The following is a 26769-nucleotide window of genomic DNA, read 5'->3' as shown; positions in this document are numbered from 1 at the left end:
CTAATATTTCAAACTGTTTTATTTAAAAATTGACTTTTGATTTTACGCTTTTGACTTATTGTATAATTAGTTTTCTCAGTTTTGTTCCTTGCTGTGATTCAAACAATACAAAATAAATCCCCGATGAAAGTCCATTTAAACTAAAGTTGAACGAATATGTATCTTTTCCAGTTCCGCTTTTTGAATCGATTACGACATTATTATTTAGATTATAAACTTTAACGCTGGCTGACATCACGTTATCTAATGTTGCATCAACAGTAAAAATTCCGTTCGAAGGATTTGGATAAAGCTTTATATCAAATTTCTTCTGTAAATCGGTATCGTCCGGATCTACATATTCACCTTCAGTTACTATAATAGTTTTTGTCTGATAAGCTGTGCATCGGCCTTTCTCTGTATTGATTGTAATATCATATTCGCCAGCTTTAGGAAAACTCATTTCAGCATAATCGCCATTATTTGTTGTAACAATTGCTTCTGAAGGTAATTTCCATTCAATTTTGTCCGCCTTTGGATTGCTGATATCTACAATAATGAATTTTTCATTTACGAATACTTGAGATGACATCATAAACTCCGCACTGATATCAGATTCCTGACTCGAAATATTAATGGTATCTGTTGCCTGACAACCTAATTTGTTTGTTACTACTAAAGTATAATTGGCAGGTTCTGAAACTGTGATAATAGGATTTGTACTCTTGAATCCTTTGTCAGATGTCCATGCATAAGTTGCCTTATCATCATCGATTGTACCATTAATTGTAAGGCTTTGTTTGTAGCAAAGTGTAACATCTTCTCCTAAATAAATAACATCTTTTGGAGGATCTACGACAGTATAATTTCTTAAAATTTTACAACCTCTAGAATCTGTTATCTCAATAGAATAAACGCCTGCTGGAGCATTGCTTAATGTATTTGTTTTCTCACCAGTGTTCCATAAATATGTATAAGGAGCTGTTCCTGCAATTGGAGTTACAACAATTTTTGCATCAGAACCAAGGTAACATGTTGGCATTTTAATTGTTTCTGAGGCATCAAGATGAGGTGGAGCTACAAACGAAATAGATTTTGTTATAGTACATCCATTAAAGTCTGTAACTGTTACGGAATACGCTCCTGGTGTAGCATTTTTTAGAATTTCTGTAGTTGCGCCAGTATTCCATAAATAGCTATAAGGTTTTGTTCCGCCAGTAGTAGCAGGAGTAATAGTCCAATCGTTTCCATCTCCGCAAAGTGTGTAATCTGCAGAAAGTGTATTATTCAATTTTTGAGGTTCGCTAATTACAAACGAATCGCTTTTTGAAACGTTGTTTTTTGTATCGGTTACCTCAATATAGTAAGTTCCTATTCCAAGATTTCCTAAGGTAACATTTGTTCCAAGAACGCCTGTATCAGGAACAGAATGCCATTCGTATGTATATCCGGCAATACCTCCAGTTACATTTGCTTTAATGCTAGCATTTTTATCTCCATTGCATAAAACTGGATTAACAGAAGTAATAGTAGTAACTAATAAATCAGGTTGTGTAATTTCGTATAATTCAGAAGTAATTGTACATCCTTGGGCATCAGTTACAATGGCATAATATTTACCAGCAGGAAGACTTACGACAGTTGCAGTATTTCCGTTAACCTGAATATTTGAATTTGTAAACCATTTATAGTTGTAAGCTTGGGTTCCGCCTTGAACCACAATATTGATACTTCCATTAGAAAGCCCAAAACCTGTTGTTGGCGTAATTGTATTTTGAGTTATTAAAAGCTGTTTTGGCTCTGTAATTTCAATATTTACAATTGAAGTATAATTACAGCCTTTGCTGTCTTGTACTTGTATATCGTAAATATTAGCTTTTAAATTTGGAATTACAGCTGTAAGATTATTAAAAGCTATCCAATTCTCATAACCTGAATCTTGCGATTTATAACGGTATTGAAAACTATTGCTTCCGCCAGAAGCTGTTAACGTTATATTACCGTCATTGAATCCTAAACAGTTTGCATTTTTTTGTGTATAAGAAACCACGATCGGATCTGGCTGCGTAATTATAATTGATTTACTTGTCACTTCTACTTTATTGAAATCTTTTACAACAGCATAATAAGTTCCGATTTCAAGATTGCTTAGTAGCGCATTTGATTCGTTTGGAATTTTAACTCCATTTTTATACCAAGAAATAGTTCTAATTCCAAAACCTCCCTTTACAACCGCAGTTAGAGATCCATTTTTACCATTATTACAAGTAATTTCTGCCGATTGACTAACGCTGATTTCTAATACATTGTTGTTAAAATCAAACTCTGTTGATTTTGTACATCCAGTTGCATCGGTTGCTGATACAGTAAAAATGCTTGAAGCAAGATTTGTAAAATCAATTTGTTTTAAATTCGAATTCGGAACGTCTTTTATAATTGTTCCGTTGCTATCTTTACATACATATCTGTAAGGAGCAACTCCACCGACAATTTCGATATGAAGTTTACCATCATTATTTCCAGCAGTTGGAATTGTTGGTACAATTTTGTCCAAATCAAATCCGAAATCTTGAGGCTGATTGATGATAATATTGTTTAGTGTTCCGATACATAAATTTCCATCATAAACCGAAACAGAATAAGTGCCCTTTCTTAAAGTATATTGGTTTTTATCTGTGCTACCATTGCTCCATAAGTAAGTATATAGGGGAGATCCTGAAACGATATCAGGCGTTCCTCCAGTTACGTTAATTTCTACAACTCCATCGTATCCATCATAACAAGTTACATCTTGTTTATTTGCTGCAGTTACAATGATTTGAGTTGGCTGTGTGATTTCGAATAGACTAGAAGTAGTCTGATTGTTATTTGAGTCGATAACAGTTACGTAATATTTACCGGCAGGAATATTTCCTGTCGTTGCTTCGGCAATTAAAGTTGTATTGATTAAAGTGCCATTCTCTCTGTACCATTTGTAAGTATAGAATCCCTGCGCATCTGGAACACCAGTTCCTGTAACTGCTTTAGCTTTTAAAATACCTGTTGCATTGAAACAGTCAATAGTTTTGGCTATAGAAATAGTAACTTTAAGTTCTAATGGTTCTGTTATTGTAAATGGTTTTTCTAAAGTACAATTTTTACTATCTGTAACGACGAGTTTATATGATCCCGCTGATTGATTGTCTAAAACAGCTGTTGTTTGACCAACAATTTCTATGTTGTTTTTAAACCATTTATAAGAATAATTTGGAGTTCCACCAGAGATTTGAATAGAAATTTTTCCGTTGCTTAAGCCAAAACCTGAAGCGTTTGTAATATTTTGATTTGCAATAGCTAATGCATTTGCAGGTTCCGTAATTTCAAATGTTTTACTGATATAACAGTTTACAGCATTTTTGTCTGATACTGTCACAGTATAAGTTCCAGCAGGAAGATTATTAATATTAGTTTTCCCGTTATTAACGGCAGAATTATAATTCCATACAATATTATAATCAGAAGAACCTCCAGTTATAGTTAAATTGATCGTACCATCGTTTCCATTTTTACAAGAAACCTCTGTTTTTGTATTAGCAATTGCTAATGGATTTGGTTGTGTAATAGTATATTCGTTTGTTCCATATAATACGTTACTGTTTTGGTCTGTTACTGAAACAATGTATTTTCCAGCTCCTAAATTAGAAACTTTGTTTGTTGCTGATAATATTATAGTTGGAGCTAAAGCATTATACCATTTATATATATAAGCAGGTACACCACCAGTTACTGTTGCGGTTAATTCTGCAGTTGTGTCTCCAAAACATTTTACTTCTGTATTTGGAGTCATTGTGATAGCAGTAATATCTAATCTAGGTGGTTGAACTAATGTATATTCTTTAGTAATGGAACAATTATTTTGATCTGTAACAGTAAGTACATACGTTCCAATTGTTAGCTGATCTAATAATTTTGAAGTTCCAATAACTGGAGTTGTTCCTTTTACCCTCCAAGCATAAGTGTAATTTGCTGTACCGCCCGCAATATTAACTTCAATAACACCATTTTTGGTTTCAAAACCAGTTAAGTCTTTCACTTCGATGTCGTTTATAGTCAGTGGGGCTGTAGGCTGGGTTATTGTAATGTTGTTTAATACCGCTGTACATCCGTTTTTATCTGTAATCACTAAACTATAAATTGCTGCTGTAAGCCCTGTCAAGTCTTCTGTTGTTGCATAAGCTATATTATCTTTTTTCCATGCAAATGAATAAGGTAGAGTTCCTCCTGTAGTCGTAATATTAATTGCTCCAGTATCGTTGCCGTAACATAAAACAGGTGTGCTTGAAGTTAGCGTAGCGGCTAATTCATTAGGCTGTACAAGGTCAAGTTCAGTACTTTCTTTTGTCGCACCTACATTGTCACTTACAATTACTTTATATTTTCCAAAGCCTAAGTTCGGAAGAACATTAGTGTTTCCAGCAACTAAAGATCCATTTTTATACCATTTGTAGATGTAGTTGGCAACTCCCCCGTTAACAGTAGCTGTTATTTCTCCATTAGTGTTTCCATTGCACAAAATAGATTTAGTTTCATTTAAAGAAACGATTAATTCTGGATTTTCTGCAATCGTGTACGTTTGTGTAGCAATACATGATTTACTATCTGTTACTGCCAAAGTATATTTACCAGCTTTGAGTCCAGAAATATCTTTTGTAGTTCTTAAAAATGCATTGTCTTTGTCGTATGTCCAATTATATGTATAATTTCCATTATTTGGAGTTCCTCCAGTTATAGTATTAAGAGTAATAGCCCCAGTACTTTGTCCATATATAGCAACATTTGTTATTGAAGGTGTCGGAATATTAATAGCAGTAGGCTGACCGATAACAATTCCATTTATTGTAAAAGGACAATTGTTAGCATCTTTTACAGTTACCGAATAAGTTCCAGCAGTTAAAGTAGTTTGATTTTTCGCCGTACTTCCATTACTCCATAAATAAGTGTAACCACTTCCTATTGTTCCGCCAGAAACGTCCAATGTAATATTACCATTATTTCCTCCAAAACAATCTGGATCAGCCTTAGTATAAGTGACATCCAGAGATTTAGCTGGCTGTGTAAGAGTATAATCGATATATGTTGAAGGAGTTTGTCCTTCGTTAACTCTTACTCTGTAAGTTCCGGAAGATATATTAGTAATTACGGCTGTTGTTATTCCTTGAGGAACTTCAACAGTACCATTCATTTTATACCATTTATAAGTATATCCAGATCCTGAGCCTCCATAAGCTCTTGCTGTAATACTACCAGAAGAATCTCCAACGCACATAATATCTGTATGATCATCAATTGTTACAGCTAAAGCATTAAGTACCAAATTATCGCTAGTAAAATCGCATCCATTTGTATCTGTTATAATAACATGATAAGTTCCATTATCAAGGCCAACTGCTTCACCGTTCTGGTCAGAATCTGGATCAATTAGGGTATTTCCTTTGTACCATGTATAAGTGTATCCTGGAGTACCGCCCATTCCAGAAACTTTTATTTTCCCATCAAATGTTGTTGGAGTAGAAGGCTGGGTTTGCACAATAGTTGGATTAATAGAAACTTTTGTTTGAGGTTCTCCAATATAAAAATAGGTTGGTTTAGTTGAAAATTTACATCCTGAATCATCAGTAACTGTAAAATAATAGTCTCCTTCTTTTAGTTTAGTTGCATCCGAAATTAAATTTTGTTGAGCTGTATCGGTTGATATAATAATCGTATATCCTCCATTTGATAAAGGTTTTCCTCCTGAAATGTCAAATGTAATTTTACCATCATCACCTCCAAAACATTTTGCATCCGTTTCTTTATGCTTAACAATTATTTGTGTATTATGAGTGACAGTCACATTATTGTAAGCATGGTTTTGGGGAGTTGCATTATCAGTTACATCTAAGTTATATTGACCTGCTGCACCTGTCACAACATTACCGTATTTGGTTTCATTTGTACCATCAAGATAGGTTATGCTCCAAGTGTACGTATAGACTCCTTCCTCTTCTAAAGTACCACCAGTGGCGATTGCTGTTAAGGTACTTGTTCCTCCAAAACATCCATTGATAACCGCTTCGCTAGTACTTACTTTTAGTTCATATAGAGGTTCTCCAACTTTAAATTCTTTTACTGCAGAACATACCTTGTTTTCTGTCACTGTCACTGTGTAGGTTCCAGCTTTTAATCCTGAAATGTCACGTGTAGTAGCCGAAAAGCTAACATCATCATCTTTAGACCAGCTATATGTATAGGTACCCGCTCCGTTTGTCGTTCCTCCAGTAATAGGTAATAAGGCTATAGAGCCGTTTGCGAGTCCCTTTCCAGAAGCAGCATTTGCTGTACCATTGATAACAATAGCAGCAGGATTATCAATAACAACTCTCTTAATTCCTGTTTGAGTTTGAGAATAAGTTAAAAATGATGTTAACAATAAAAAAAAGAGTATATTTTTTTTCATATTTTTTGATCATTTGCAGTTATATCTATGCAAGTTTTTTTGTCAGTAACTTTAATATAATAAGTCCCTTGGGGAACAGTAATTTCATTTGTTATAGATTCAAATTCTATTTCAGGACCAGAATCTATTTTATAAGTATATGGACTTTGACCACCAGTAGCTTTTATTTGTATTTTCCCCTTTTCGCCATTACATGCAGGCTGTGTTTCTGCAATTTCAAATTTAAATTCACTTAAAGGGGGCAATATTTTAAATGAAGGATTGGGAGGTTCGTTTACACTGCTTTCCTGAGTTCCAATAAAAGTTTGATATTTGAAGTAATATTCTCCTTGTGCCAAACCCGAAAAAGTATATTTTTTTGCATTTTGAGGATCGACTAAAATCTGTGGATCGGGAATTTGTGCACCATTTTTATAAAAGAAACTAAATCTGAAACTCTCATTTTGCATTAATTCTCTTGAGAAAACTACATTTACTGTTCCGTCGTTACTATAAACACAAGAAGTATAGTTTTCCTCTGAAACAGATGTTATTTTTGGAGAGCATGGTATTATATTATATGTTACCGTATTTGTATATTGAGAATGATAACCAGTTCGGAAATGTACTACTGATTTGTTATTATAGCCCGGCAAGTCGCTTAGTTTGAAATAAGCACTTCTTTGTTCTTGATATGAAGCTGGAAAATCTTGCCAATTTTCACTGTCAAATTTATACTGCCAATTCCATCCATTATTTAATTCGATTGTCTCTTCTGCGCAGTAACTTGTTTTTCCGGATGGGAATAAATGAATTAAATAAGGAATTGTTGAAGCAAAACAACCTAAAAAATATACTTCACTTCCATTATTACTATTATTAGGACTTAAAACATCATATACTGGATTTTGAGTTATATAACATCCTCGATGTTCACTAGCGAAATAAAAATTGATTTTATTATCAATAGGAGATACATAAAAGAAGTCTTGCCTTAAAATCGGAGTATACATATCATTAGGATAAAAATCTAACATTTGATTACTGAAATTGATCTGGTGTGAACCAACAGTTTGTTCCAACTCTTCACGAGGATTAATATCTGATACAAATAATATCCCATACTCCGTCTGAGCATTTATATTGCTAAGCGAACATAAAATCATAAAAAATAGTAAGTAAAGTTTCTTCATATTTTTTGATCGTTTGCGGTTATATCGATGCAACTTTTAGAATCTCTAACTGTTATATAATGATCTCCTGCAGGTAAAGCAATATCTTCTGAAGTAGATAAAAATTCAACTTCGGCTGTTGAGTCAATTGAATAGAAATAAGGGCTAGTTCCATTGGAAGCAATTATTTTTATTATGCCAGGTTGATTGTTGCATACTGGTTGAGTTGTTATTATTTGATAGCTAAACTGAGTTGGTGGATCCACCTTAAAAGTTTTACTCATTGCCTGACTTAAACTTGTGCCATTTGCTGTAGTTAATCTTGTTTGATAATTTAAAATATAAGACTGTATTCCTAGCCCTTTCCATGTGTAGCTTTTTGGACTGGCTGTCATCATAGATTTAGTTATAGTTTTATTAGCCAGACCAGAACCGTCAGCATGTGTCAGAGCCATTTCATATTGTTCGTTATCTAGAAGTTCTCTGTCAAAGTTTAATGTTACTTCGCCATCAGATTTATATACACAAGATGTTAGATTGTTTGAAGAAACTGAGTTTAAAACAGGAGGGCATGGATTCACATAATATGATACAATATTTGAGTAAACTTCTTCTCCATTAACACTAGTGTCAGAATCAATAAGAACACGAAAGTCAATGTTTCCTACATAAGTTGAAGAAACATAAGTAGACCTATTAAATTGGAATGTTTGATTAAAGCCTGTACTAATATTTGTTGATTGAAAATTACCACCTTCAATTCGATATTCCCATACAAAACGCTGCGTGCCCGTACAGCCCGTAGCTTGAAGGTTTACTTTGTCACAGAAACTATTATCCGTACTAGGCTGTGTTAGTACTTGATTGCTTATTATGCTAAATTCAGGGATGATTTCTGCACCTGACCGACCACCTGAAATGCCTGACGCTTTATAGCAATTGGCATTAAAATTGGTAGCTTCTAATCCAGAAGTCCAATCTTCACCGCATGGACCACTACAACTGTAAGATTCAGGTCTGTAAGCATCAAAATAGAATTGAGTGGGTTTTTGATCAAATATTAAATATTGATTGACTACTTTTATTGGATAAAGTAAATTTCCATCAGTTTTTTTTATCCAGTATCTGTAATAATATTGATCTTTTATATAATAATTAAAGGTATAACCGCCAGCATCTCCAGCATTTGTATACATAATATACGTTTGCGAACAAACTTTGCAGTTTATAAATAAAATAATAAAAAATGTAAAGTAAAATTTCTTCATACTTATTCGTTAACTGATAAATCGATACATGAATTTGTATTTTTCTCCTGTGCATTTGAAAATTGTATTAGTCCAAAAAAAAGAAAAAATACAAGCAGAAATTTTTTTTTTCATCTTTTTAGTCATTTGCATCTTTATCTATACAGCCACTTTTATCAGTAACTAGAATATTATAATTGTTTTTGTTTAAATTTCTAATATAATATTTCCCATTACTATATTCTGGAGTAACTTTTTGTTCATTTTTATAAAAATAAAAAGGAGGAGTGCCACTAGTAATTGTGATTTCAATAAAGCCATCATTTCCTCCAACGCAAGTTGGATCTTTCTGATCACTGATAGTGAAAGACAGTTTTTGAGGATTTACATATTGAAATGGATCTTGTGTACTAACTAAATAACCTTTTGGGATTCCATTTTCACTTGCTTGATATTCTATATTGAAGAAATTTTTGTTTTCTAATTTTCCTAATTCTGTAAAAGAGTATTTAAACTTCTGCTCCTTATCATCATATACAAATTTTGTAATAGGTACCTTATTTTGAAGAAAAATACCTCCAATAGCTGGGTTTGCATTTTTTGCATAAATTATTTGTATCTGTTCACCAGTTCGTAGTTGTCTATCAAAGTAAACATCTAAGCTTTGAATATTATCATCATAACATTTTGGCCCAACATAAACGAAATATTCTAAAACTGGAGCACATGGCTTATAGTTTATTGTTAGGGGATCAGTAAAAGGACGATTTTGGCTATAGCCTAACCTAAACAGTACCTGCTTATTTATGTAGTCTGTATGGTTTGCTCCAATCAATTCTTGCATACTTATGTCAAGAATTTCTTTTTCATTAACTTGTTTTCCGTTTAGATTAAGAGGAACATCAATCCAAGTAACAGCATTATCTAAACTATATTGCCAATGATAAGCCTCGGCAGGAAAACCAGGAGGATAAGCAGCTAAACTAAGCTGTTCTCCAGCGCATAATTCGCTTGGAGTGGTACTTGAATTACTTATCGTGACATTAGGTTTAAAACCATCAATAGCAAATCTTTCGTCTTCACAACTAAACAAAGTTGCAGTTCCATTTTTTATAAATGTAGCTGCAGAAATTGTTTTCGATTGATCCCCGCTACAGCTAGAAACACCAGTCTTAGATAAGCATGTTGATTTTATGGTTAATCCAAAAGTTTGAAAGTTTGGGACACTAAAATACTCGTCATATTCTGTATATTCAACAAAATGTGTTTTACTTTTGATCTGTTCTTTATAAACTTTACCATTCCCAAAAATCTGCCATCCATATTGACCATCCCAACAGTACTTTTGTGTGGGTACAGAATATGAAAGATAGAAAAAGTAGGTTTGTCCAAATCCCTTAAATGAATATGCAAAAAGCAGTAAAATGAGTAACTTTTTCATTTAATTAAAATTTCACTGTATAAAAATCCATTTTAGACATTCTCCCGTCTTTAAATAATGCTCTTATACCGTATTTATAAGTTGTATTAATTGTTAATGTTGGATCTGATAATTTTCTAGTTTCTGGTTTTACCATTTGAATTAATTGTAAAGACTCTGTATTTGTAGCTTTGTATATTTCAAAACTTTCTACTCCAGCTTCATCATAGCTCCAAGACAAGTCGATGCTTTTTGTAGTAACATTTGCTTGAGCGAAAAATCCTTTGACAGCTGGTTTTACGGTATAATTTGGAACAAATAGAGCAATTTCTGGAGACGGCTTAGAAACTAATCCGCTTTCATCTTTTGCATAAATGGCATATCGATAAGTAGAACCTTCTTTTGCTTTTTTATCTTGATAATTTTCAGACTTATCTATATCATTCCAAATTAATTCCCATTTTTCTTGATCGTTTTCCTTTCGGTAAAGCTGATGTGATTTTACATCTTCACTCTGGCTGTTTGCCCATTCTAAAAATACTGCTCCATCTTTTATCTCATATTTTGTAAAAACAGGAGAAGCAGGAGGAATAACATCTGGTTTTTTTACAATTAAAGTTTCTGAAAAAGGAGACATATTATATCGGTAATCTACAGCTATAATTCTATAATATACTTTGCTATTTAAGCTTTTAAGAATCACTTTGTCTTCAAAGGTGTTTTTTTCATGAGGGCTTACTGTCAGCTGACTGAATTCTTCTTCTGCTGTATTTCCTTTGTAAATGCGATATCCTAAAAGGTCTTTTTCTTTGTTTGGAGTCCATGATAATTTTACAACACCCAAACTGTCAATGGTGGCTTTTAGACCAATAGGTTTTGCAGGCGGAATTGAATCGACAGGCTGAACTAACATCGGAAAAGAAGTTCTGCTGTTTCCATTTTTTCCAACAGCTGTAATGGTAAAATAATTCGTAGCAAGTAATTTATTATAAGTTACAGAACGATCTTTCGCAGGAATATTTTTAATTACTTTTACGTATTTATCATCATCGTAATCAGAACGGTTAAGCTCAAACCCAGAAATTTCACTATTTCCTTCTTCAGGAAATTCCCAAGTTAATGTAACAGTAGAATCGTCTTTAAAATCTTTTACCGTCAAATGCGGAACATATTTCAATAAAGCTTTTCCTTTTCCAGAAACAACCTCTGAATAGGGACCTAGCTCTCCAAAAGGAGAAATGCCTTGAATACGATAATTGTATGAAGTATTATTAGCAATAGAATCAACATAAAAAATTCTATTATTGTTTGCATTTTCTTGGCTTAAACTTGTGTATGGTTTTTCTGTGATTCTTTTATAATTAATTTTATCAGTTGAACGTTCCACATAGTAACTTCCATAAACATGTGCAAGAATTTTAAAATTCCAACTTAACATAGTACTATTGTCTGTAAAATGTGCCGTAAGATCCATTGGTTTTGGTAATGGCTCATATTCTTTTAAGCTAACAAATGCTCCTCCATAAACAATGCTTAATTCTTTTTCGGGTACATTTGAAGAAATTCGATAGGCATATTTTTCGTTTTGTTTTACAGTTTTATCTTCAAAACCTAAACCAGCTTTTTTAGCAACTTCAAAATCTTTATCTGCTGTATATAATGCAAATGTGAAACGTTGTTCTGCTTCTTCAGAAAGATTTACAATAGATTCTAGATTATCAGCTCCAGTTACGCTAAAACTTTCCCCAAAAATTGCTTGAGCAATAATAGCGGCATTATCATTTTCATCAATTAACTTTTCCCAAGTTTCTACAGGTTCTGGTTTAAAAGCTTCAGCTAAAACTACACGTTCTGGTTTTTCCAGAGTTTTGTTGTCTCTCGTAACGGTAAATCGTTCAATTAAATAACCGTAAGTATTTAATTTTTTCCAAGCAATAGGAGTATTTACTGCCCAGCGTAATAAAATGCGGTCTTTTTGAACTCTTGCAATTACCTGGATTTCGTTCTTTTTTTCAGTGTCGCTTTTTTTCGAAGAATTGTTTTGCGCAATTCCTGAAAAAATAAAAACTAAAGAAAGGATAAAGAAAAATTTGAACTTCATTATTAAATTGATTTATTGAATGTGAATACTGAACTGCTTCCTAATTGTCCTCCAGGAAGAGTGTAATTCAGTTTTATATTGTAGGTTCCTTGTTTGATATAAGGGAATTTTCCATTAATGATATAATCATACTTCGTAACCATTTGCTGATTTAAAGTATTTAAATATTTGTTAACCACTTTATACCTTAAATTGACAAAATCTGTTTTATAATAATATGGCAGATTATAACGAAAAGGCAGATATTCCTTTAACATATAACTTGTCGGATTATTTATGATATAATCTTGGTACCATGCCAATGTTTCTACGCCTTTTGTTGGAGGAACACCAAGAGAGGAGTTGCTTCTATCAAATTGGAAATCATTTTCTAAAGGATATCCTTGGTAAACTAAAGGGAAAATTTCATTTTTATAGTAACTATCATCTAATATTGCTTCCGCATTGATTAAAGGAACATACATTGTTTTAGCGTTTCCGATAATCTCAATTTCATCAAAAGGTTCAGTTGAACTGTTTAGTGACTGTAAAGCATGCACATCAGAATAGATAATCTCAACCAAAGTTTGTTTAGGTTTTTTTGCGGCCATTTTTTCAGAGAAACTATTGTACTGGCTTGTATTGAAATTATATTGTAATAATTCAACGCCATCACCACCAGTTACAACTTCTGCTAGTTTACTGTCTTTTATTTCAACATTTGCATTTTCACCCAAATTCTGATTAGTATAGTTTTCTTTCAGATTACTATTAGCATCACTTTTTGTTTCAAGTGTCATTAATGAAATATTATAAGTCTTAGATGTTTGTAATGGTGGTAAATCAACACTTACTTTTCTCAGAGTACTATTATACGATATTGATCCTGTACTTGAAGCCGTTCCAGTTTTATAGAATGCTTTTTGAGATTGTCCTTGTTTTAATTCAAACAAGTAAGGTTGTCCTTGTTTTAGTACAACATACGCTTGTTTAGATTCGTTTTGATAAACATATTTCTGGTCTATTACAGGATAACAATATGCAATATTGGTTAAAGGAATATTGTTTGGAGCAAGCCCTGTAGTAAAATTTCGAACCTCAGTTTCAGTAGCAATCTGGCCATCATCATAAACCGTTTTCCAAGCTCCATTAGTGAGTTCTTGAAAACTTACTTTTACTGTACTTACAAGATTTGAATTTGGCGGAAATACATCAAAAGGAGTAAAGCTTAATAAATCTTTAGTTTGATTCCATGTTATTTCTCCTGGAATAACTACACCATCTTTTTTAACAGTGTATTCTTCCAGTTTAAGCTTATATGTTTTAACGCCAGAATCTTCTTCTAATGTAAAGTTCTTTTCTACTGGAAAATTAAATCCAACTTGAGGTACTGCAAAAACGCTAACATCTTTTGTGCCTTCGGCTGGAGTAATGTCAGCAATTGTTTTCAAACCTCCTAAAGGGGCATCATTAATAAACTCGCATTGCTTACCAAATTCTAATTTAAACCTAAAACTTCCTTTAACAGCACCTCCGAGTAAGTTAAAATAACCTCCGAGATAACCTCTAATCCAGACGGGATTTGGTAGTTTAGCTTGTAAAAGAACGGCACCACCACCTTTTATGATGGATATTTTCTTTTTGATCATAAATAATTTGATTTTGATTCCGAGTTCTCCCTGCAGATAAGCATAAGATTGCCCGTTGGCATACCATCCATTTAGACCAATTTGCCCAGAACCTTTGCATTGTGCTTCGCCATAATCTTTTACCATAATGTCAAATCCAAATCCGCATTGGAAGTTGGCATAAAATACAAGAAAAGTTAGATCTCCTGTTTTTAAACTAAAGTCAGATCCAAAAGCAAAACCTTTACCAGAAGCGACACTATTTTCATCTCTCATATAATCGAGAGATTCTGCGCTAACGCCTAGAATTTGCGCAACAATAGATGGTGGAGGAGGGCTTGCAGGAATATCATCTCCAATCATAAAGTAACCTCCAGCTTCAACTTCAAAAGATCCAATGGCCAGTTTTATTCCTAAACGATCTGTTGGGGTACCCATTCTAATATACCATTTGTCTGGTGCAAAATGTAGTACTGCCCAACCAGCTCTGTTACCAGAAGCTCGGCCTTTAATAAAACCTCCAGGAGTATCTATATATAAGTCAAACGTTCCATGAAGAGTTTTAGACCTAAAATCGTATTCGATTGCGGCAAAAGCATTGATGCCCATTCGCGCTTTAACATCAGTAGGATATAACTGCTCGGCTGCTTTAGAAAGATTTGAAGTTTTTAATGCTTCTAATGCAACTTTAGACATTAAAGATTCGTTTTCAGTTACAGTTTTTAAGGCTTCTGTTAATTCTGATGCTCCTGGTATTTCGAAAGTTTGCATTACGTGCCCTTCACCATAAATACTGATTCGGTTTATACCTCCATGAGTATTGAATGCAATTTCGAATCCAGCGCCACCCCAGAAAGCATCAGCCGTTGCGGTTCCTGCAAATTTAAGTATAGCTTTAACTCCTAGTCCTGAATCTTCATCAGGAACATAGTTAGAACCAGAAGCGACAAAGCTACTACTAAAACCATCTTTTTTCATTTTGTAGTAAGCACCACCGCCAAAACCTTTAAAGGTAATTGCGCCAGCAGGAATATTTAGATTGTCGACCATTGCATCTACATACCAATATCTAAAGCTTTTTGAACCAAAGATTGCGTTGGCTTCAACAGAAATTCCTCCTGTAAAGTCGGCGCCCAGCATTCCTTTAAAGCCATCTCCGTAAATAGGGTCGTTGTCTAATATGGTAATGCTTCCTTTAAATTTAACGCCGCCAAGATCTGCTGCAACCTTGATTTCTTCAAATTTAAGACGGTCGAATTTCCATTTCTGAATTCCTTCTTCAGGGGAAAATTTTCCAATAACATAGAATTTGGTAGCACCATTAAATTGATCTTTCATCAAGTTAATAGCCAAATCTACTTTTAAACTTGCAGATTTTTCATCTGCTGTTAAAGCAATTTCATTAATTGTTACAGGGAAATTACTAACTGTTGCATCTTTTTCAGGATTATTTTTATATCCGAAGTAATCAGCAGTTATATACGGAATTACAGTTTGTAAAGTTAAGTTTTGAAAAATGATACCTTTAAAGGCTACAGTTTCTTTTTTCGTAGGAACTATAACATTCCCTTTGTCATCATATACAGTTACATATTTTTCATTGCTAATTGCAGCACCAGAATTTTCTACTCTGTTACTTGCGTTAAGCGAAATTGTTCCATATAAAACGGCTTTTGGTAAAAACTTGCCTTCTTTTACTTTTAATTCGACATAAGAGTTTTTTTCTAAGTTAGCAGTTCCTTTAAATACTTGAAAACAGATGTCCTTAGTCACCTCTGCCTTTAAAAGATATTCATTATCTATGGCATTAAAAACAGCAGCATATCCAAGTTCTCCCTTTCCTTCTGATGCGCATTGTCCTGAAGAAACAGGTAAAATAATTCCGCCATTAAAACCTGCAGAAACAAGAGAATTGGCTCTAAAGCCTAATTCAATATGATCAACAGAAAACTGCCATCCCGAAGCATCTCCATCTCCAATATTTAAAATATTATCTCCTGTAAAAACGCCAGAAACTCCCATTCTGTCAATTAACAGATTGGTAGCTTGGAATGTAATTCGTTCGTTTGTGCCTTTCTTTTTAAATTGTGATGGCAAAACTAGTTTTAGCGATTGAACATAAAATCCACGCCATAATTTTTCATTTCCAGGAACTAGATAATCCTTTTCATAATCTTTCGGCCAGACAATATTGGTTGAATTTCGCAAATCGCTCATGTCAATGACCGCTTTGTTCAGTTCGAAACAATATCCAGGATGTTTCGTCAATTGAAAAGTCGGTAAACTAATATCAATCAATATATCATTCCAGTTGCCTACAACAGCCTTAAATTTTGCCGTTACACGACTATCACCAGCAATAGGGTTATAAGTTGCATCAACTGGCTCGAGCATGGTTCTTGAAAATAAAACTTCTGCATCAATACCTAATTCTTTAAAGCCGTTACAATCAATAGTCACATAGGTTTTGTTTGTAACAACACCAGTGGCCATTTCCATCCCACCTTTTAAAACCAAAAGCGTTTTATCGCCAAACATCTGAATTGGCACATCACCTAGTAGAACAAGATTAGTGTCGCCCACCAATCCTCCTTTATGAGAGAGTTTGATATTGTTGGCTCCAAAAAATAGTTCTTTCCTATTTCCTTGTGAATCTGTTTGCGGAAGTACAATTTTTACAAAAGCCGTTAATTCAGTATACTGAGGAGTAAATTTGGCATTGCTAATTCCTAAAGAATATTGAATACCACCAATAGTTTTTTTAATTCCTATTGGTAGCATTGTTAGATTTTTAGGTTCTAAATAATCAGTGAGATTATCGTTTTTTTCGATTTCATTGAAAACCTCTTTGGCTTTTTCAAGAAATTGATTGGTTGGATCACCTATAGGGTAATTTTTTGCTATAAAAGAGCTAGTAAATTCGCTTTCCGTAGCTCCATTGAATGTGCTTTTTACAACTTGCTGATCCAGCATTAACTGTTTTGGAGCGCTCTTTTTAATATTTGAAATAGTATCAATGTTTGAGCTTGAAAAACAGTTTATACTTGCTAAGAATAAAACTATACTAAATACAAAAGAAGGAAACTTTGAAGTAATTTTTTTCAATTTATAGTAGGTTTGGTTATGTGTTTTTGAGATAAGGCTATCAGAAAGAAAAGAATGTTTTGAGAATATAAACTTTTGGGAAATTCTAATCTTTTAAAGCAATATTTAAGAAAGTAAAGTTCTTTTCATAGATCTGACTTGGGGGTTAAATCGTAATGGATTGTTAAAATTTTGCCAAAAATAAACTTTTTGTAAGACAAAACATTACGGGTTTCCACATTTTGTGAAAAAAAAATAAAAAAAAGCCCTCCAGATTTTGGAAGGCTTGTAAATTATCTCTTTTTCTGCTGACCTGGAGCATAAGCTTTAGCACTTTGATCTCCATTCATTTTTTTGGCTTGTCCTGGTGGTATTTTTTTACCTGAAGTAGGGTGGCTGTGAGTGTGTACATGTGTGCTACAGCTGATCACGCTAAGTACTAAGAACAAAAGTACTAACGCTACTACAGCAATTCGAGTGATTTTTGATGTTTGCATTTTTAGTTTAAATTATATTTGAGGTGTTGCAAATATAATCGAAATCTTATCTTTAGAAGTATTTAATCTTAGTTTAAAATGAGTTCAAATAATGGTCTGGCTATTTCTTATTTTAGTTGCGAATTCCTGAATATCTGCAAAGTAATATGACGATAAAAAAAAAGTTTTTAATAATTGGGTTTACAGGTTTTGTTCATTTGGATAAGAAAGCGAGACGGAAAGGAGAGGATAACTTTTTGTTCTAAATATCTTAACGAATGGATTTTTCTTTTACTGGTTAATGAAAATGGTGTTTGGAAAATCGAAAAAATTGAAGATAGCGATATTATCAGCGCTACATTAAACAAACATAAATCTTCACTTGACGCAGAAGATTTGATTCTATTTTTTAAAAACTATTATTACGCCAATAATAATGATTTCTCGAATGATTTGTAAATAAAATCCAATTATAAAGAATGGCTTTCTATCTGCAAAACCCCATATATAAAACAGCTGTAATAGTCTCGATATTCATCAATATCAAAAATTAAAAGATAAGTGTTGTGTCAATCTTTAAAATTGCAAATTTGATATCGGTACAGAAATGTTCTATTCGGATCTTCTAAATTTTCTAGTTTAGTAATATGAAATTGAGCCAGATCCTTATTCGTGATTTGTCCCGTTTCGATTAATGAATTTAAAAAACTAGAGTTTTTAAATGAAATTATAGTTTCATGTTTTATTACTCCGTTTCCGCAATAAAAACTAAAAGGTATTTCAAAATCAGGTGTTTCAGCAGGAAACGATCGTTGACCGCTTAATTGTATTTTTTTAATAATTGAAATTTTGGTCATTGTGAACAGCTTGGTTTTAATCAATTTTATAATTAAAAATTATTAATACAAAACAATGAAAAAATGCTCCCATTTGTACTGATTTTATAAATGTAAATAAAAAAAGCTCCAGAAAAATCTAGAGCTTTTTAAAATATATTTATAGAAAGACTATTCTTCTTTCATGGTATGATAAACGTTCATAACGTCATCATCTTCTTCTATTTTTTCAATCAATTTCTCAACGTCAGCGATTTGAGCTTCAGTCAATTCTTTAGTAATTTGCGGAATACGCTCAAAACCAGAAGAAAGGATTTCAAGACCTCTGTTTTCTAATTCTTTCTGCAAAGCACCAAAACTTCCAAAAGGAGCATAGATTAAGATTCCGTCTTCATCTTCAAAAACCTCTTCAGCACCAAAATCAATTAATTCTAATTCTAATTCCTCAGCATCAATACCGTCTTTTGCAATTCTGAAGTTGCAAGTATGGTCAAACATAAACTCAACAGAACCTTGAGTTCCCATTGTTCCGTTGCATTTGTTGAAATAACTGCGAATGTTTGCTACAGTTCTGTTATTGTTGTCAGAAGCAGTCTCAATTAAGATAGCAATTCCGTGAGGAGCATATCCTTCAAACAAAATTTCTTTATAGTTAGCAGTATCTTTGTTACTTGCATTTTTAATAGCGCGCTCCACATTGTCTTTCGGCATGTTTGCAGCTTTCGCATTTTGTATAACAGCTCTTAATCTAGAATTGGCGTCTGGGTTAGGTCCGCCTTCTTTAACAGCCATTACGATATCTTTACCAATTCTGGTAAATGTTTTGGCCATTGCTGACCAACGTTTCATTTTTCTTCCTTTTCTAAATTCGAACGCTCTTCCCATTTCTAATTTTTAGTTTTGTGATGCAAAAATACGGTTTTCCTAATTTTTACAAAAACAAAATTGTTCTTTTTTGTTTCAAGTTTCAGGTTTCAAGTTACTTGGTTTGTGTTGAATTTAACCGCAAAGTGCGCAATCCCGATAGCTATCGGGAACGCAAAGCACGCGAAGAAATTTTTAAACTAGGCTATAGAATAAAAAAGCTCGCAAAGCTAAATGAATAAAACTATGCAAACCTTATATATATCCAAGTAGACATTGCAGAAAAAAACTTAGAACCTTAGCATCTCAGTATCTTAGAATCTTAAAAAAAAACTATTTAGCCCCTCCATTAAATTCGTTAATGATATTAACCGCTTCGTTGAGGTACGGATTTGTTTTAAGATTATCCATCTGATATTGGTTAATCGTTTTGTCATTTGGGTAAGCGCCTAGAAGAAACTGATTAACGCTAGAGTTATATACATCAAGTGGATTGTTTTCGTCATTAAAAGTATTAATCTCTGTCCAAAGCGCATTCATTGTTTTTTTCTGTTTGAAAACTGCGTCTAGCGTAAGCGGAATCTCTGCTTTTGGAGTGTTTACAAGCTGATCTATTTTGAGATTGATTTTTTTTATGTTGTTGAAAAAGTAATTGTCTGACAATCTTTCTGAACTATTTTTAGCAATTTTATCGATTAGATTTCGCTTGACATAAGTTTTGTATTTTAAGAAAGGTTCTATACTGTCATTTTTTATGGCTGTCGGAAAATCACTTTCTTTTTGGTAAACATCTTCGTAAAATTCGGGAAGTAACACATCTGGTTTCACTCCAATGTATTGATGGCTTTTTCCAGTAATCCTGTAAAACTTATTGATTGTAATTTTTAGAAAATCTGTATTTTTTTCTTCATCGAGCGGAAGAATAGTCTGCATGGTAGCTTTTCCAAGCGTATTGCTTCCTAACAAAAGCGCACGATTGTAATCTTGCATGATAGAAGAGAAAAACTCGCTTGCCGAAGCTGTATTGCTGTTTACTAAAACCACAATTGGGCCTCTGTAAATAACACCTTTAAAAGGATCATTAATTACAGATTTTTCTTTTTTGCTATCAATTACAATAGAAAGCGGACCGTAATCTACAAACATTCCAGCCAGTTTTATGGCTTCTTCCATAGAACCGCCACCATTGTCAATAAGGTCAATAACAAGACCTTTTATGCTATCTCTTTGCAGTTTTATGACTTCACGTGCAACATCGTCGGCGCATCCTTTTCTGCTGGTACCGTCAAGATCTGCATAGAAACTCGGAATTTTTACATAACCAATTTTGCTGTCTTTGCCAATAATAAAACTGAAAACCGAATTTTCTTCATCCTTCATCATTTGTTTCTCAATATAAACATCAAAACTTTTACCCGAATTGCGTTTTAAAGTAAGTGTAATATGTTTGTTGCTTTCAGATAAAATCATAGTTGATATAGACTCTAATGAAGCGCATGAAACCTGAAGCGTTTCCTTCTGATTGGAAATAGAAATAATCTGATCGCCTTTTTTTACTTGTCCCGTCTGATATGCAGGGCCGTTTGGATCTACCTCATCAATAATAATTTCGTTTTTCTCGTTGAGGTTTACCGTCATTCCAAGCGATAGGTGTTCTTTTGATAAAGAAGCCACAAAGCTAGTTTTAGAATCATCACTAAAATAAGCTGTATGAGGATCAAAGTATGTACAGAAGAAATTATAGAGCTTTTCTTCTTGTTTAGCATTAGTTTCTAATAATGTGCTAAAACGGCATATTTCATTCGAAACGATTTGATTTTTTGAAGCTTGCTCAATCGATTTGAAATTAGTTTTTACAGAATCCAGATTATCACTCATTTCTGCAATATCATCTAAGATTTGATAACGCAGTTTTTTTACCCAAACCTTTTCGATGTCTTCTTTTTTCAAATAAAAGGCAAAAGACTTTTTATAAAAACGGATTGTATCTTTTTTAGTGTAATCAATCGGAGTTGTTTGGATCTTTTCTAAGGCTTTTTTGGTGCGTAAAAGACCATTTACATATTTAGCTTTTATATCAGTAAGAAAACTGCAATCGTTCTTTAGGATTAGGTTATCGAGATTGTAGCGATATTTCTGAGCCAATTCATCATATTCGCTCTTAAAAAATATATTGCGAGAAGGGTCAAGTTCGTTAATTAAGTTGTCAAAAACGAATACAGATAAACTATCATCAACTGGTTTTGGCCTTAAGTGTTCTGCTTGAATAAGCGCATTTATTTTGTTTAATATTTCACAAGTTTCTGCGCTGTTCTGACCAATGGATATAGTTGATGTCAGCAAAAAAAGGAGTAGTGAAATTTTTTTCATAAATGGAAATTCATGGTTCATGATTAAAGTTACATTAATTTTTTTATAAATTGTAGTATTTTTAGCAAAATATCGACAACTAAAAGCATTTAACCGTTAAACGAATAAGCATCAAATAAATTAACCTGAATTGGTTTATTTTAAAGCAAAAAAAATGCGTTACAACTGTAACGCATTTTTTACATTATAAAGTCAAAAGTTATTTCTTGTAAAACGGTAATTTAACCACTTTTGCAGGAACGTCATTTTTTCTGATTCTAATAAAAATATCGCTGTCAACCGCACTGTTTGCAGTTGTAACATATCCTAAACCAATTCCTTTATTCATAGAAGGAGACATAGTTCCAGAAGTTACAATTCCGATTACATCTCCAGAACCATCAACAATTTCATAATCATGTCTTGGCACTGCGCGTTCTTGCATTTCAAAAGCAATTAATTTTCTTGTAACACCTGCTTCTTTTTGTTTTTTAAGCGCCTCAGAATTAGTAAAATCTTTTGTAAATTTTGTAATCCATCCTAAACCAGCTTCAAGCGGAGAAGTAGTATCGTTAATATCATTTCCGTAAAGGCAGAATCCCATCTCTAAACGTAAAGTATCACGAGCAGCAAGACCAATTGGTTTAATACCGAAAGCAGCTCCAGCTTCAAAAACTTTATTCCAGATAGCCCCAGCATCTGCATTTTTGCAATAGATCTCAAAACCTCCAGAACCAGTATAACCAGTAGCAGAAATAATAACATCGCTAAAACCTGCAAAATCTGCCACTTCAAAATGGTAATATGTAATCGCAGACAAATCTACAGAAGTTAACGACTGCATAGCTTCAACAGCTTTTGGTCCTTGAATTGCTAATAAAGAATATTCGTCAGAAAGATTCTTCATTTCTACTCCCAAATCATTGTGAGAAGTGATCCAGTTCCAATCCTTTTCAATATTAGAAGCATTCACAACTAGTAAATACTCTTCCTCTTTCATTTTATAAATAATCAAATCGTCAACAATTCCGCCTTCGTTGTTTGGAAGACAAGAATATTGTGCTCTTCCAATTGTCAAAGTAGAAGCATCGTTTGAAGTCACTTTCTGAATCAAAGCCAAAGCATTTGGACCTGTCAATAAAAATTCACCCATGTGAGAAACGTCAAAAACGCCCACACCATTACGAACCGTTTCGTGTTCAGCATTAACCCCTTCATAAGTGATAGGCATATTATAACCAGCAAAAGGAAGCATTTTAGCTCCTAAACTTTCATGTATGTGCGTAAGCGCAGTATTTTTCATTGTGTTGTTTTATAAAATTGTTTTGCAAATCTATTCAAAAAATATCAAATTAAAAGACCTTAAATTATAAATTTCGCAATAATTTGAAGCTATTTCCTGCTATCCGCTATATTCCCGATAAACAAAAACTACGGCTTAAAAGCCTTGTTTTTCTAAATCGGGAGATGCCGCTGCTATCAGGGCTAGGAGTGACAGTTTCAATAGAAGACTCAGGATTTCAATTTTTTATGTAATTTTAGGATACAAAAAAGAAATCGACAGATTCATAATTAAGAGGACGATTTTGCAAATTAGCTATGTTTATTAAAACAAGTGAAACGCCTTTACTCATAAAGTAAAACTATGATTCTATGTGTTTAAAATTAACACCAACTAAAGAATGAAATCACCGTATTTAATTAATAAAGAAGAATTTCAGAAGTTATACAAACCTGTAAATCCTCAAACTCATAAAGGAACACAAGGTCATGCGGTGATTATTGCGGGAAGTTACGGCAAAATAGGAGCGGCAGTTTTAGCTTCAAAATCCTGTCTCAAAACAGGTTGCGGGCTCGTAACGACTTTTATACCCAAATGCGGTTATCAAATCCTTCAAATCTCCATTCCAGAAGTAATGACGGTAACTGACGAAAACACCAATTTTATTACCAATATCCATCTGCCATTAATTCCGCAAGCAGTCGGAATCGGACCCGGAATAGGGAAGGAGCTCGGAACTCAAAAAGCATTATTTGAATTTTTAAGAGTCAATAAAGCGCCTTTGGTTCTGGATGCAGATGCTTTAAATATCATTTCTGAAAATTTATCTTGGCTAGAATTAGTTCCAGAAGATACCATTCTAACACCACACCCAAAAGAATTAGAACGGTTGATAGGAAAATGGAATTCAGAAGCTGAGAAATTTCAAAAAACAGTTGCTTTTTCAGAAAAATACAAAGTCATTGTGGTCATGAAAGGCGCACCGACATACATTATCAACAGAACTTCTGTCTACGAAAACACAAGCGGAAACGCTGCACTCGCAACCGCAGGAAGCGGCGATGTCTTAACCGGAATCCTAACAAGTCTTCTAGCGCAAGGTTACGAACCCAAATACGCTTCTAAAATGGGTGTCTACCTCCACGGTTTAACAGCCGATTTGGCTTTGCCAAAAACAGGTTATGAATCTTTTACGGCCTCTACGATTATTAAGTATTTAGGGAAAGCTTTTTTGAGTTTAGTTTAACCGCAAAGAGCGCAAAGCTTTACGCAAGGTTCGCAAAGCTTTTTTAATCTCGCAAAGACGCGAAGTCGCAAAGAATATAAAAAACTTTGCGACTTCGCGTCTTTGCGAGCAAAATTCTCTATCATGTAAAACAATCCTCGCGTTCTTTGCGTAAAGCTTTGCGCTCTTTGCGGTTAAAATCATTAAGTTTGTAATATGAAAAACTTCGATCTTAGAACAGTAAATGTCATGCGTTATATAACGCCACTGCGCGAAGGTGGTTCTTTACCCGCTTTAGCAGAAGCCGATGACGACTTTAAATACGTATTAAAATTCAGAGGTGCCGGACACGGCGTAAAGGCCTTAATCGCCGAATTAGTTGGCGGACAAATTGCTAAAGCCTTAAAACTGCAATTGCCAGAATTAGTTTTCGCAAACCTAGACGAAGCTTTCGGAAGAACCGAAGCCGATGAAGAAATTCAGGATTTACTGCAAGGAAGTCAGGGATTGAATTTGGCACTTCACTTTTTGTCAGGAGCCATAACTTTTGATCCTGCTGTAACGACAGTTGATGCAAAATTAGCTTCACAAATTGTTTGGCTGGACGCTTATATCACCAATGTTGACAGAACTTTCAGAAACACCAATATGCTGATCTGGCATAAAGAATTATGGCTGATCGATCATGGTGCGTGTTTGTATTTTCATCATTCTTGGCACAACTGGGAACAGCATGCTAAAAGTCCGTTTGCATTGATAAAAGACCACGTTTTATTGCCTCAGGCTTCACTTTTAAAAGAAGTTGATGCTGAATTTAAAGCGATGCTAACGCCAGAAGTTTTAGAAGAAATTGTCAATACAATTCCGCTAGACTGGCTGCAATGGGAAGACGCCGACGAAACGCCAGAAGGATTGCGAAACGTTTATTTGCAATTTTTAAAGACAAGATTAGAGAATTCAGAAATATTTGTAAATCAGGCTCAAAATGCAAGATAATCACTTATACGAATATGCTGTGATTCGTGTTGTGCCAAGGGTAGAACGCGAAGAATTCCTGAATATCGGAATCATTTTGTTTTGCAAAAAAGCCAAATTTATAAAGGTTCTTTTTCATTTAAATAAAGAAAAAATACAAGCTCTTTCTAATGATTTCGACATCGAACAATTAGAATGTAATTTAACCTCTTTAGTAAAAATAGCCAACGGAGCCAAAGACGGCGGACCAATTGCCGAATTTGAAATTCCGGAGCGTTTTAGATGGTTAACAGCTATTAGAAGTTCGGCAATTCAAACCTCAAGACCTCATCCTGGATTGAGTCAAGATTTGGAGAAAACCATTCAGCGTTTGTTTGAAGAACTCGTTTTGTAATTCTTTTTAACCATATAAGTTGTTTAAGGTGATCTAAGTTTTAGACTGAAAAAAATCTCGCAAAGACACGAAGGCGCAAAGAATATAAAAACTTTGCGACTCTGCGTCTTTGCGAGATTAAAAAACTTCGTGTCTTAGCGCCTTTATGGCAAACAAAAAAATCTACTAGAAAGAACCACAAACATTACCGCCCAAAGTAGGTCCTGCATTTGCAGAAATATCAGCTTTAACAGCAGTATTAGCCAATTTTAGGATAGAATATGGCGGAGTAAAAGCAGTTCCGCTTCCTGCTTGAGTTCCTGTTACACTTGTAAATATATTGCTCGTAGAAGTAACGGCTGTAAAACCAGTCATTAATTCGATCGGATTTTTTACGCCTTCAAAAACATTGCTTTCTACACGAATGTTAGCTTCAAAACCTGCAGCAATACATTTATTGCTTACAGTGCTGTTAAAGAAACTGTTTACAATATGCACTTGTCCAAAACGAACTCTAGGCATTCTTTCTCTACAACCTGGAGCCCACCAGCATCTTGCAAAAGTGATTCTTAATTTTCCGCGGTCTGCAGTTGCGCCATCGCTTGAACCAATTAAATTTGAATATCTATGGTCATCTGATCCTCCAGAACCGCCCGCTTTTGGAGGTTTTAGGTAGTGAAATTTAGTGTACGTAACCGAAATATAATCTGATTTGTTTTTGATGTCGAAGTTTCCGTCAACGCCATCTCTAAATTCGCAATGATCTATCCAAACATTTGTACATTCGTCTAGAACAGCATTATCCCATCCGTCAGTGTCATAAGCGCCAGGGCCTTCAAAAATCAAGTTTCTGATGATAATGTTTTTGCATCGTTTGATGTTGAAAATTCCAGAACCATCTTTAGTTTGGTCAGTAGAAACTAATTTAGCACCGCTTGCGCCATAAATAGTTTTTCCAGTTTGATCCTGAAAAGACAATCTCGCTGTAATCGTAATGGTGCCTGAAACCTTAATCACTTTTACAGCAGTGTTTTCGACTGCCGATTTAAGTTGAGCGTAAGTTGTAACTGTGGTTTCAGCAGAAGAACCTCCTCCGGTTGTGCCTCCGTTTTGCGAAGCCCATCCTGGCACCTCAGCGCAGTTTCCGATTTTAGCAGTCGGATTGGTTGCAGAAGCATCAATCGCTGTTTCATTTGTTGGTTGAATACTTGCTTCTGTGTTTGAAGCAATTTCTTCGGAGTTACATGCAGTAAATCCGAAAATCAATGCTGCGGCGAACATTGAAAGTGTTGATTTTAAATTCATAATTAAAGTTTGGTTATTTA

General features: G+C 34.0%; 15 protein-coding genes. 4 read left to right on the top strand and 11 right to left on the bottom strand.

The genetic code is table 11. The annotated features are described in order from the left end of the window. Positions 1–55 precede the first annotated feature (55 nt). The 7 genes from DM397_RS16060 to DM397_RS16030 all read right to left on the bottom strand — a co-directional run bounded on the left by DM397_RS16060 (position 56) and on the right by DM397_RS16030 (position 17561). Positions 56–6454 carry a T9SS type A sorting domain-containing protein gene (locus DM397_RS16060; RefSeq protein WP_111378508.1) on the bottom strand — a complete coding sequence of 2133 codons (6399 nt, stop codon included), beginning with the start codon at positions 6452–6454 and terminating at the stop codon, positions 56–58. Further along, entirely contained in the window at positions 6451–7626 is a 1176-nt protein-coding gene (locus tag DM397_RS16055) for a SprB repeat-containing protein (RefSeq protein ID WP_111378507.1), read from the bottom strand. The genes DM397_RS16060 and DM397_RS16055 overlap by 4 nt, the downstream gene beginning before the upstream one ends. Beyond that, positions 7623–8873 (bottom strand): hypothetical protein, encoded by a 1251-nt coding sequence (locus DM397_RS16050; protein ID WP_142479054.1) that lies wholly within the window; start codon positions 8871–8873, stop codon positions 7623–7625. Before DM397_RS16050 ends, DM397_RS16055 begins: the two co-directional genes overlap by 4 nt. A 118-nt stretch (positions 8874–8991) precedes the next feature. Then, on the bottom strand, positions 8992–10293 hold the full coding sequence (locus DM397_RS16045) for a SprB repeat-containing protein (protein WP_111378505.1): 1302 nt from the start codon (positions 10291–10293) through the stop codon (positions 8992–8994). 4 nt (positions 10294–10297) lie between these two features. After that, a complete protein-coding gene (locus tag DM397_RS16040) occupies positions 10298–12373 on the bottom strand; it encodes a fibronectin type III domain-containing protein (protein ID WP_111378504.1) in 2076 nt (691 codons plus the stop codon). A 2-nt stretch (positions 12374–12375) separates the two neighbouring features. Next, on the bottom strand, positions 12376–17085 hold the full coding sequence (locus DM397_RS16035; protein ID WP_111378503.1) for a hypothetical protein: 4710 nt from the start codon (positions 17083–17085) through the stop codon (positions 12376–12378). A gap of 272 nt (positions 17086–17357) precedes the next feature. After that, entirely contained in the window at positions 17358–17561 is a 204-nt protein-coding gene (locus tag DM397_RS16030; RefSeq protein ID WP_111378502.1) for a hypothetical protein, read from the bottom strand. A 174-nt stretch (positions 17562–17735) separates the two neighbouring features. Here DM397_RS16030 and DM397_RS16025 point away from each other — a divergent pair, with 174 nt between their 5' ends. Next, positions 17736–17999: a hypothetical protein gene (locus DM397_RS16025; RefSeq protein ID WP_111378501.1), complete on the top strand. Its 264-nt coding sequence runs from the start codon at positions 17736–17738 to the stop codon at positions 17997–17999. 548 nt (positions 18000–18547) lie between these two features. Here the strand turns inward: DM397_RS16025 and DM397_RS16015 are convergent. The 3 genes from DM397_RS16015 to gcvT all read right to left on the bottom strand — a co-directional run bounded on the left by DM397_RS16015 (position 18548) and on the right by gcvT (position 22892). After that, the gene (locus tag DM397_RS16015) at positions 18548–19261 is read right to left on the bottom strand and encodes a YebC/PmpR family DNA-binding transcriptional regulator (protein ID WP_012024626.1); all 714 of its coding nucleotides are present in this window, start codon (positions 19259–19261) and stop codon (positions 18548–18550) included. A gap of 312 nt (positions 19262–19573) precedes the next feature. Next, complete coding sequence (locus DM397_RS16005) at positions 19574–21610, bottom strand: S41 family peptidase (RefSeq protein ID WP_111378706.1); 2037 nt, start codon at positions 21608–21610, stop codon at positions 19574–19576. 199 nt (positions 21611–21809) lie between these two features. Continuing rightward, positions 21810–22892: a glycine cleavage system aminomethyltransferase GcvT gene (gcvT, locus tag DM397_RS16000; RefSeq protein WP_111378498.1), complete on the bottom strand. Its 1083-nt coding sequence runs from the start codon at positions 22890–22892 to the stop codon at positions 21810–21812. Positions 22893–23271: 379 nt separating this feature from the next. On the opposite strand from gcvT, the gene DM397_RS15995 reads away from it, so the two are divergent. From DM397_RS15995 to DM397_RS15980, 3 genes are all read left to right on the top strand, one after another. Further along, positions 23272–24117 (top strand): NAD(P)H-hydrate dehydratase, encoded by an 846-nt coding sequence (locus DM397_RS15995; protein WP_111378497.1) that lies wholly within the window; start codon positions 23272–23274, stop codon positions 24115–24117. Positions 24118–24312: 195 nt separating this feature from the next. Continuing rightward, positions 24313–25092, top strand: coding sequence for a HipA family kinase (locus DM397_RS15985; RefSeq protein WP_111378495.1), 780 nt, complete (start codon positions 24313–24315; stop codon positions 25090–25092). Then, on the top strand, positions 25082–25465 hold the full coding sequence (locus tag DM397_RS15980; protein ID WP_111378494.1) for a DUF3037 domain-containing protein: 384 nt from the start codon (positions 25082–25084) through the stop codon (positions 25463–25465). The genes DM397_RS15985 and DM397_RS15980 overlap by 11 nt, the downstream gene beginning before the upstream one ends. Positions 25466–25630: 165 nt before the next feature. Here DM397_RS15980 and DM397_RS15975 read toward each other — a convergent pair whose 3' ends face one another. Next, positions 25631–26749 (bottom strand): pectate lyase family protein, encoded by a 1119-nt coding sequence (locus DM397_RS15975; protein ID WP_111378493.1) that lies wholly within the window; start codon positions 26747–26749, stop codon positions 25631–25633. Between the last annotated feature and the right edge of the window lie 20 nt (positions 26750–26769).

It is taken from the genome of Flavobacterium nitrogenifigens, from assembly GCF_003254565.1.
Classification (GTDB): domain Bacteria; phylum Bacteroidota; class Bacteroidia; order Flavobacteriales; family Flavobacteriaceae; genus Flavobacterium; species Flavobacterium nitrogenifigens.
The sequence above is the reverse complement of the archived record's forward strand: the minus strand, read 5'-3'. Positions and strand labels throughout refer to the sequence as shown.

Bases quoted from the DNA above. Each gene is read 5' to 3' on its own strand.
- DM397_RS16060 (WP_111378508.1), bottom strand. From the start codon at position 6,454: ATGAAAAAAAATATACTCTTTTTTTTATTGTTAACATCATTTTTAACT.
- DM397_RS16055 (WP_111378507.1), bottom strand. From the start codon at position 7,626: ATGAAGAAACTTTACTTACTATTTTTTATGATTTTATGTTCGCTTAGC.
- DM397_RS16050 (WP_142479054.1), bottom strand. From the start codon at position 8,873: ATGAAGAAATTTTACTTTACATTTTTTATTATTTTATTTATAAACTGC.
- DM397_RS16045 (WP_111378505.1), bottom strand. From the start codon at position 10,293: ATGAAAAAGTTACTCATTTTACTGCTTTTTGCATATTCATTTAAGGGA.
- DM397_RS16040 (WP_111378504.1), bottom strand. From the start codon at position 12,373: ATGAAGTTCAAATTTTTCTTTATCCTTTCTTTAGTTTTTATTTTTTCA.
- DM397_RS16030 (WP_111378502.1), bottom strand. From the start codon at position 17,561: ATGCAAACATCAAAAATCACTCGAATTGCTGTAGTAGCGTTAGTACTT.
- DM397_RS16015 (WP_012024626.1), bottom strand. From the start codon at position 19,261: ATGGGAAGAGCGTTCGAATTTAGAAAAGGAAGAAAAATGAAACGTTGG.
- DM397_RS16005 (WP_111378706.1), bottom strand. From the start codon at position 21,610: ATGAAAAAAATTTCACTACTCCTTTTTTTGCTGACATCAACTATATCC.
- gcvT (WP_111378498.1), bottom strand. From the start codon at position 22,892: ATGAAAAATACTGCGCTTACGCACATACATGAAAGTTTAGGAGCTAAA.
- DM397_RS15995 (WP_111378497.1), top strand. From the start codon at position 23,272: ATGAAATCACCGTATTTAATTAATAAAGAAGAATTTCAGAAGTTATAC.
- DM397_RS15985 (WP_111378495.1), top strand. From the start codon at position 24,313: ATGAAAAACTTCGATCTTAGAACAGTAAATGTCATGCGTTATATAACG.
- DM397_RS15980 (WP_111378494.1), top strand. From the start codon at position 25,082: ATGCAAGATAATCACTTATACGAATATGCTGTGATTCGTGTTGTGCCA.
- DM397_RS15975 (WP_111378493.1), bottom strand. From the start codon at position 26,749: ATGAATTTAAAATCAACACTTTCAATGTTCGCCGCAGCATTGATTTTC.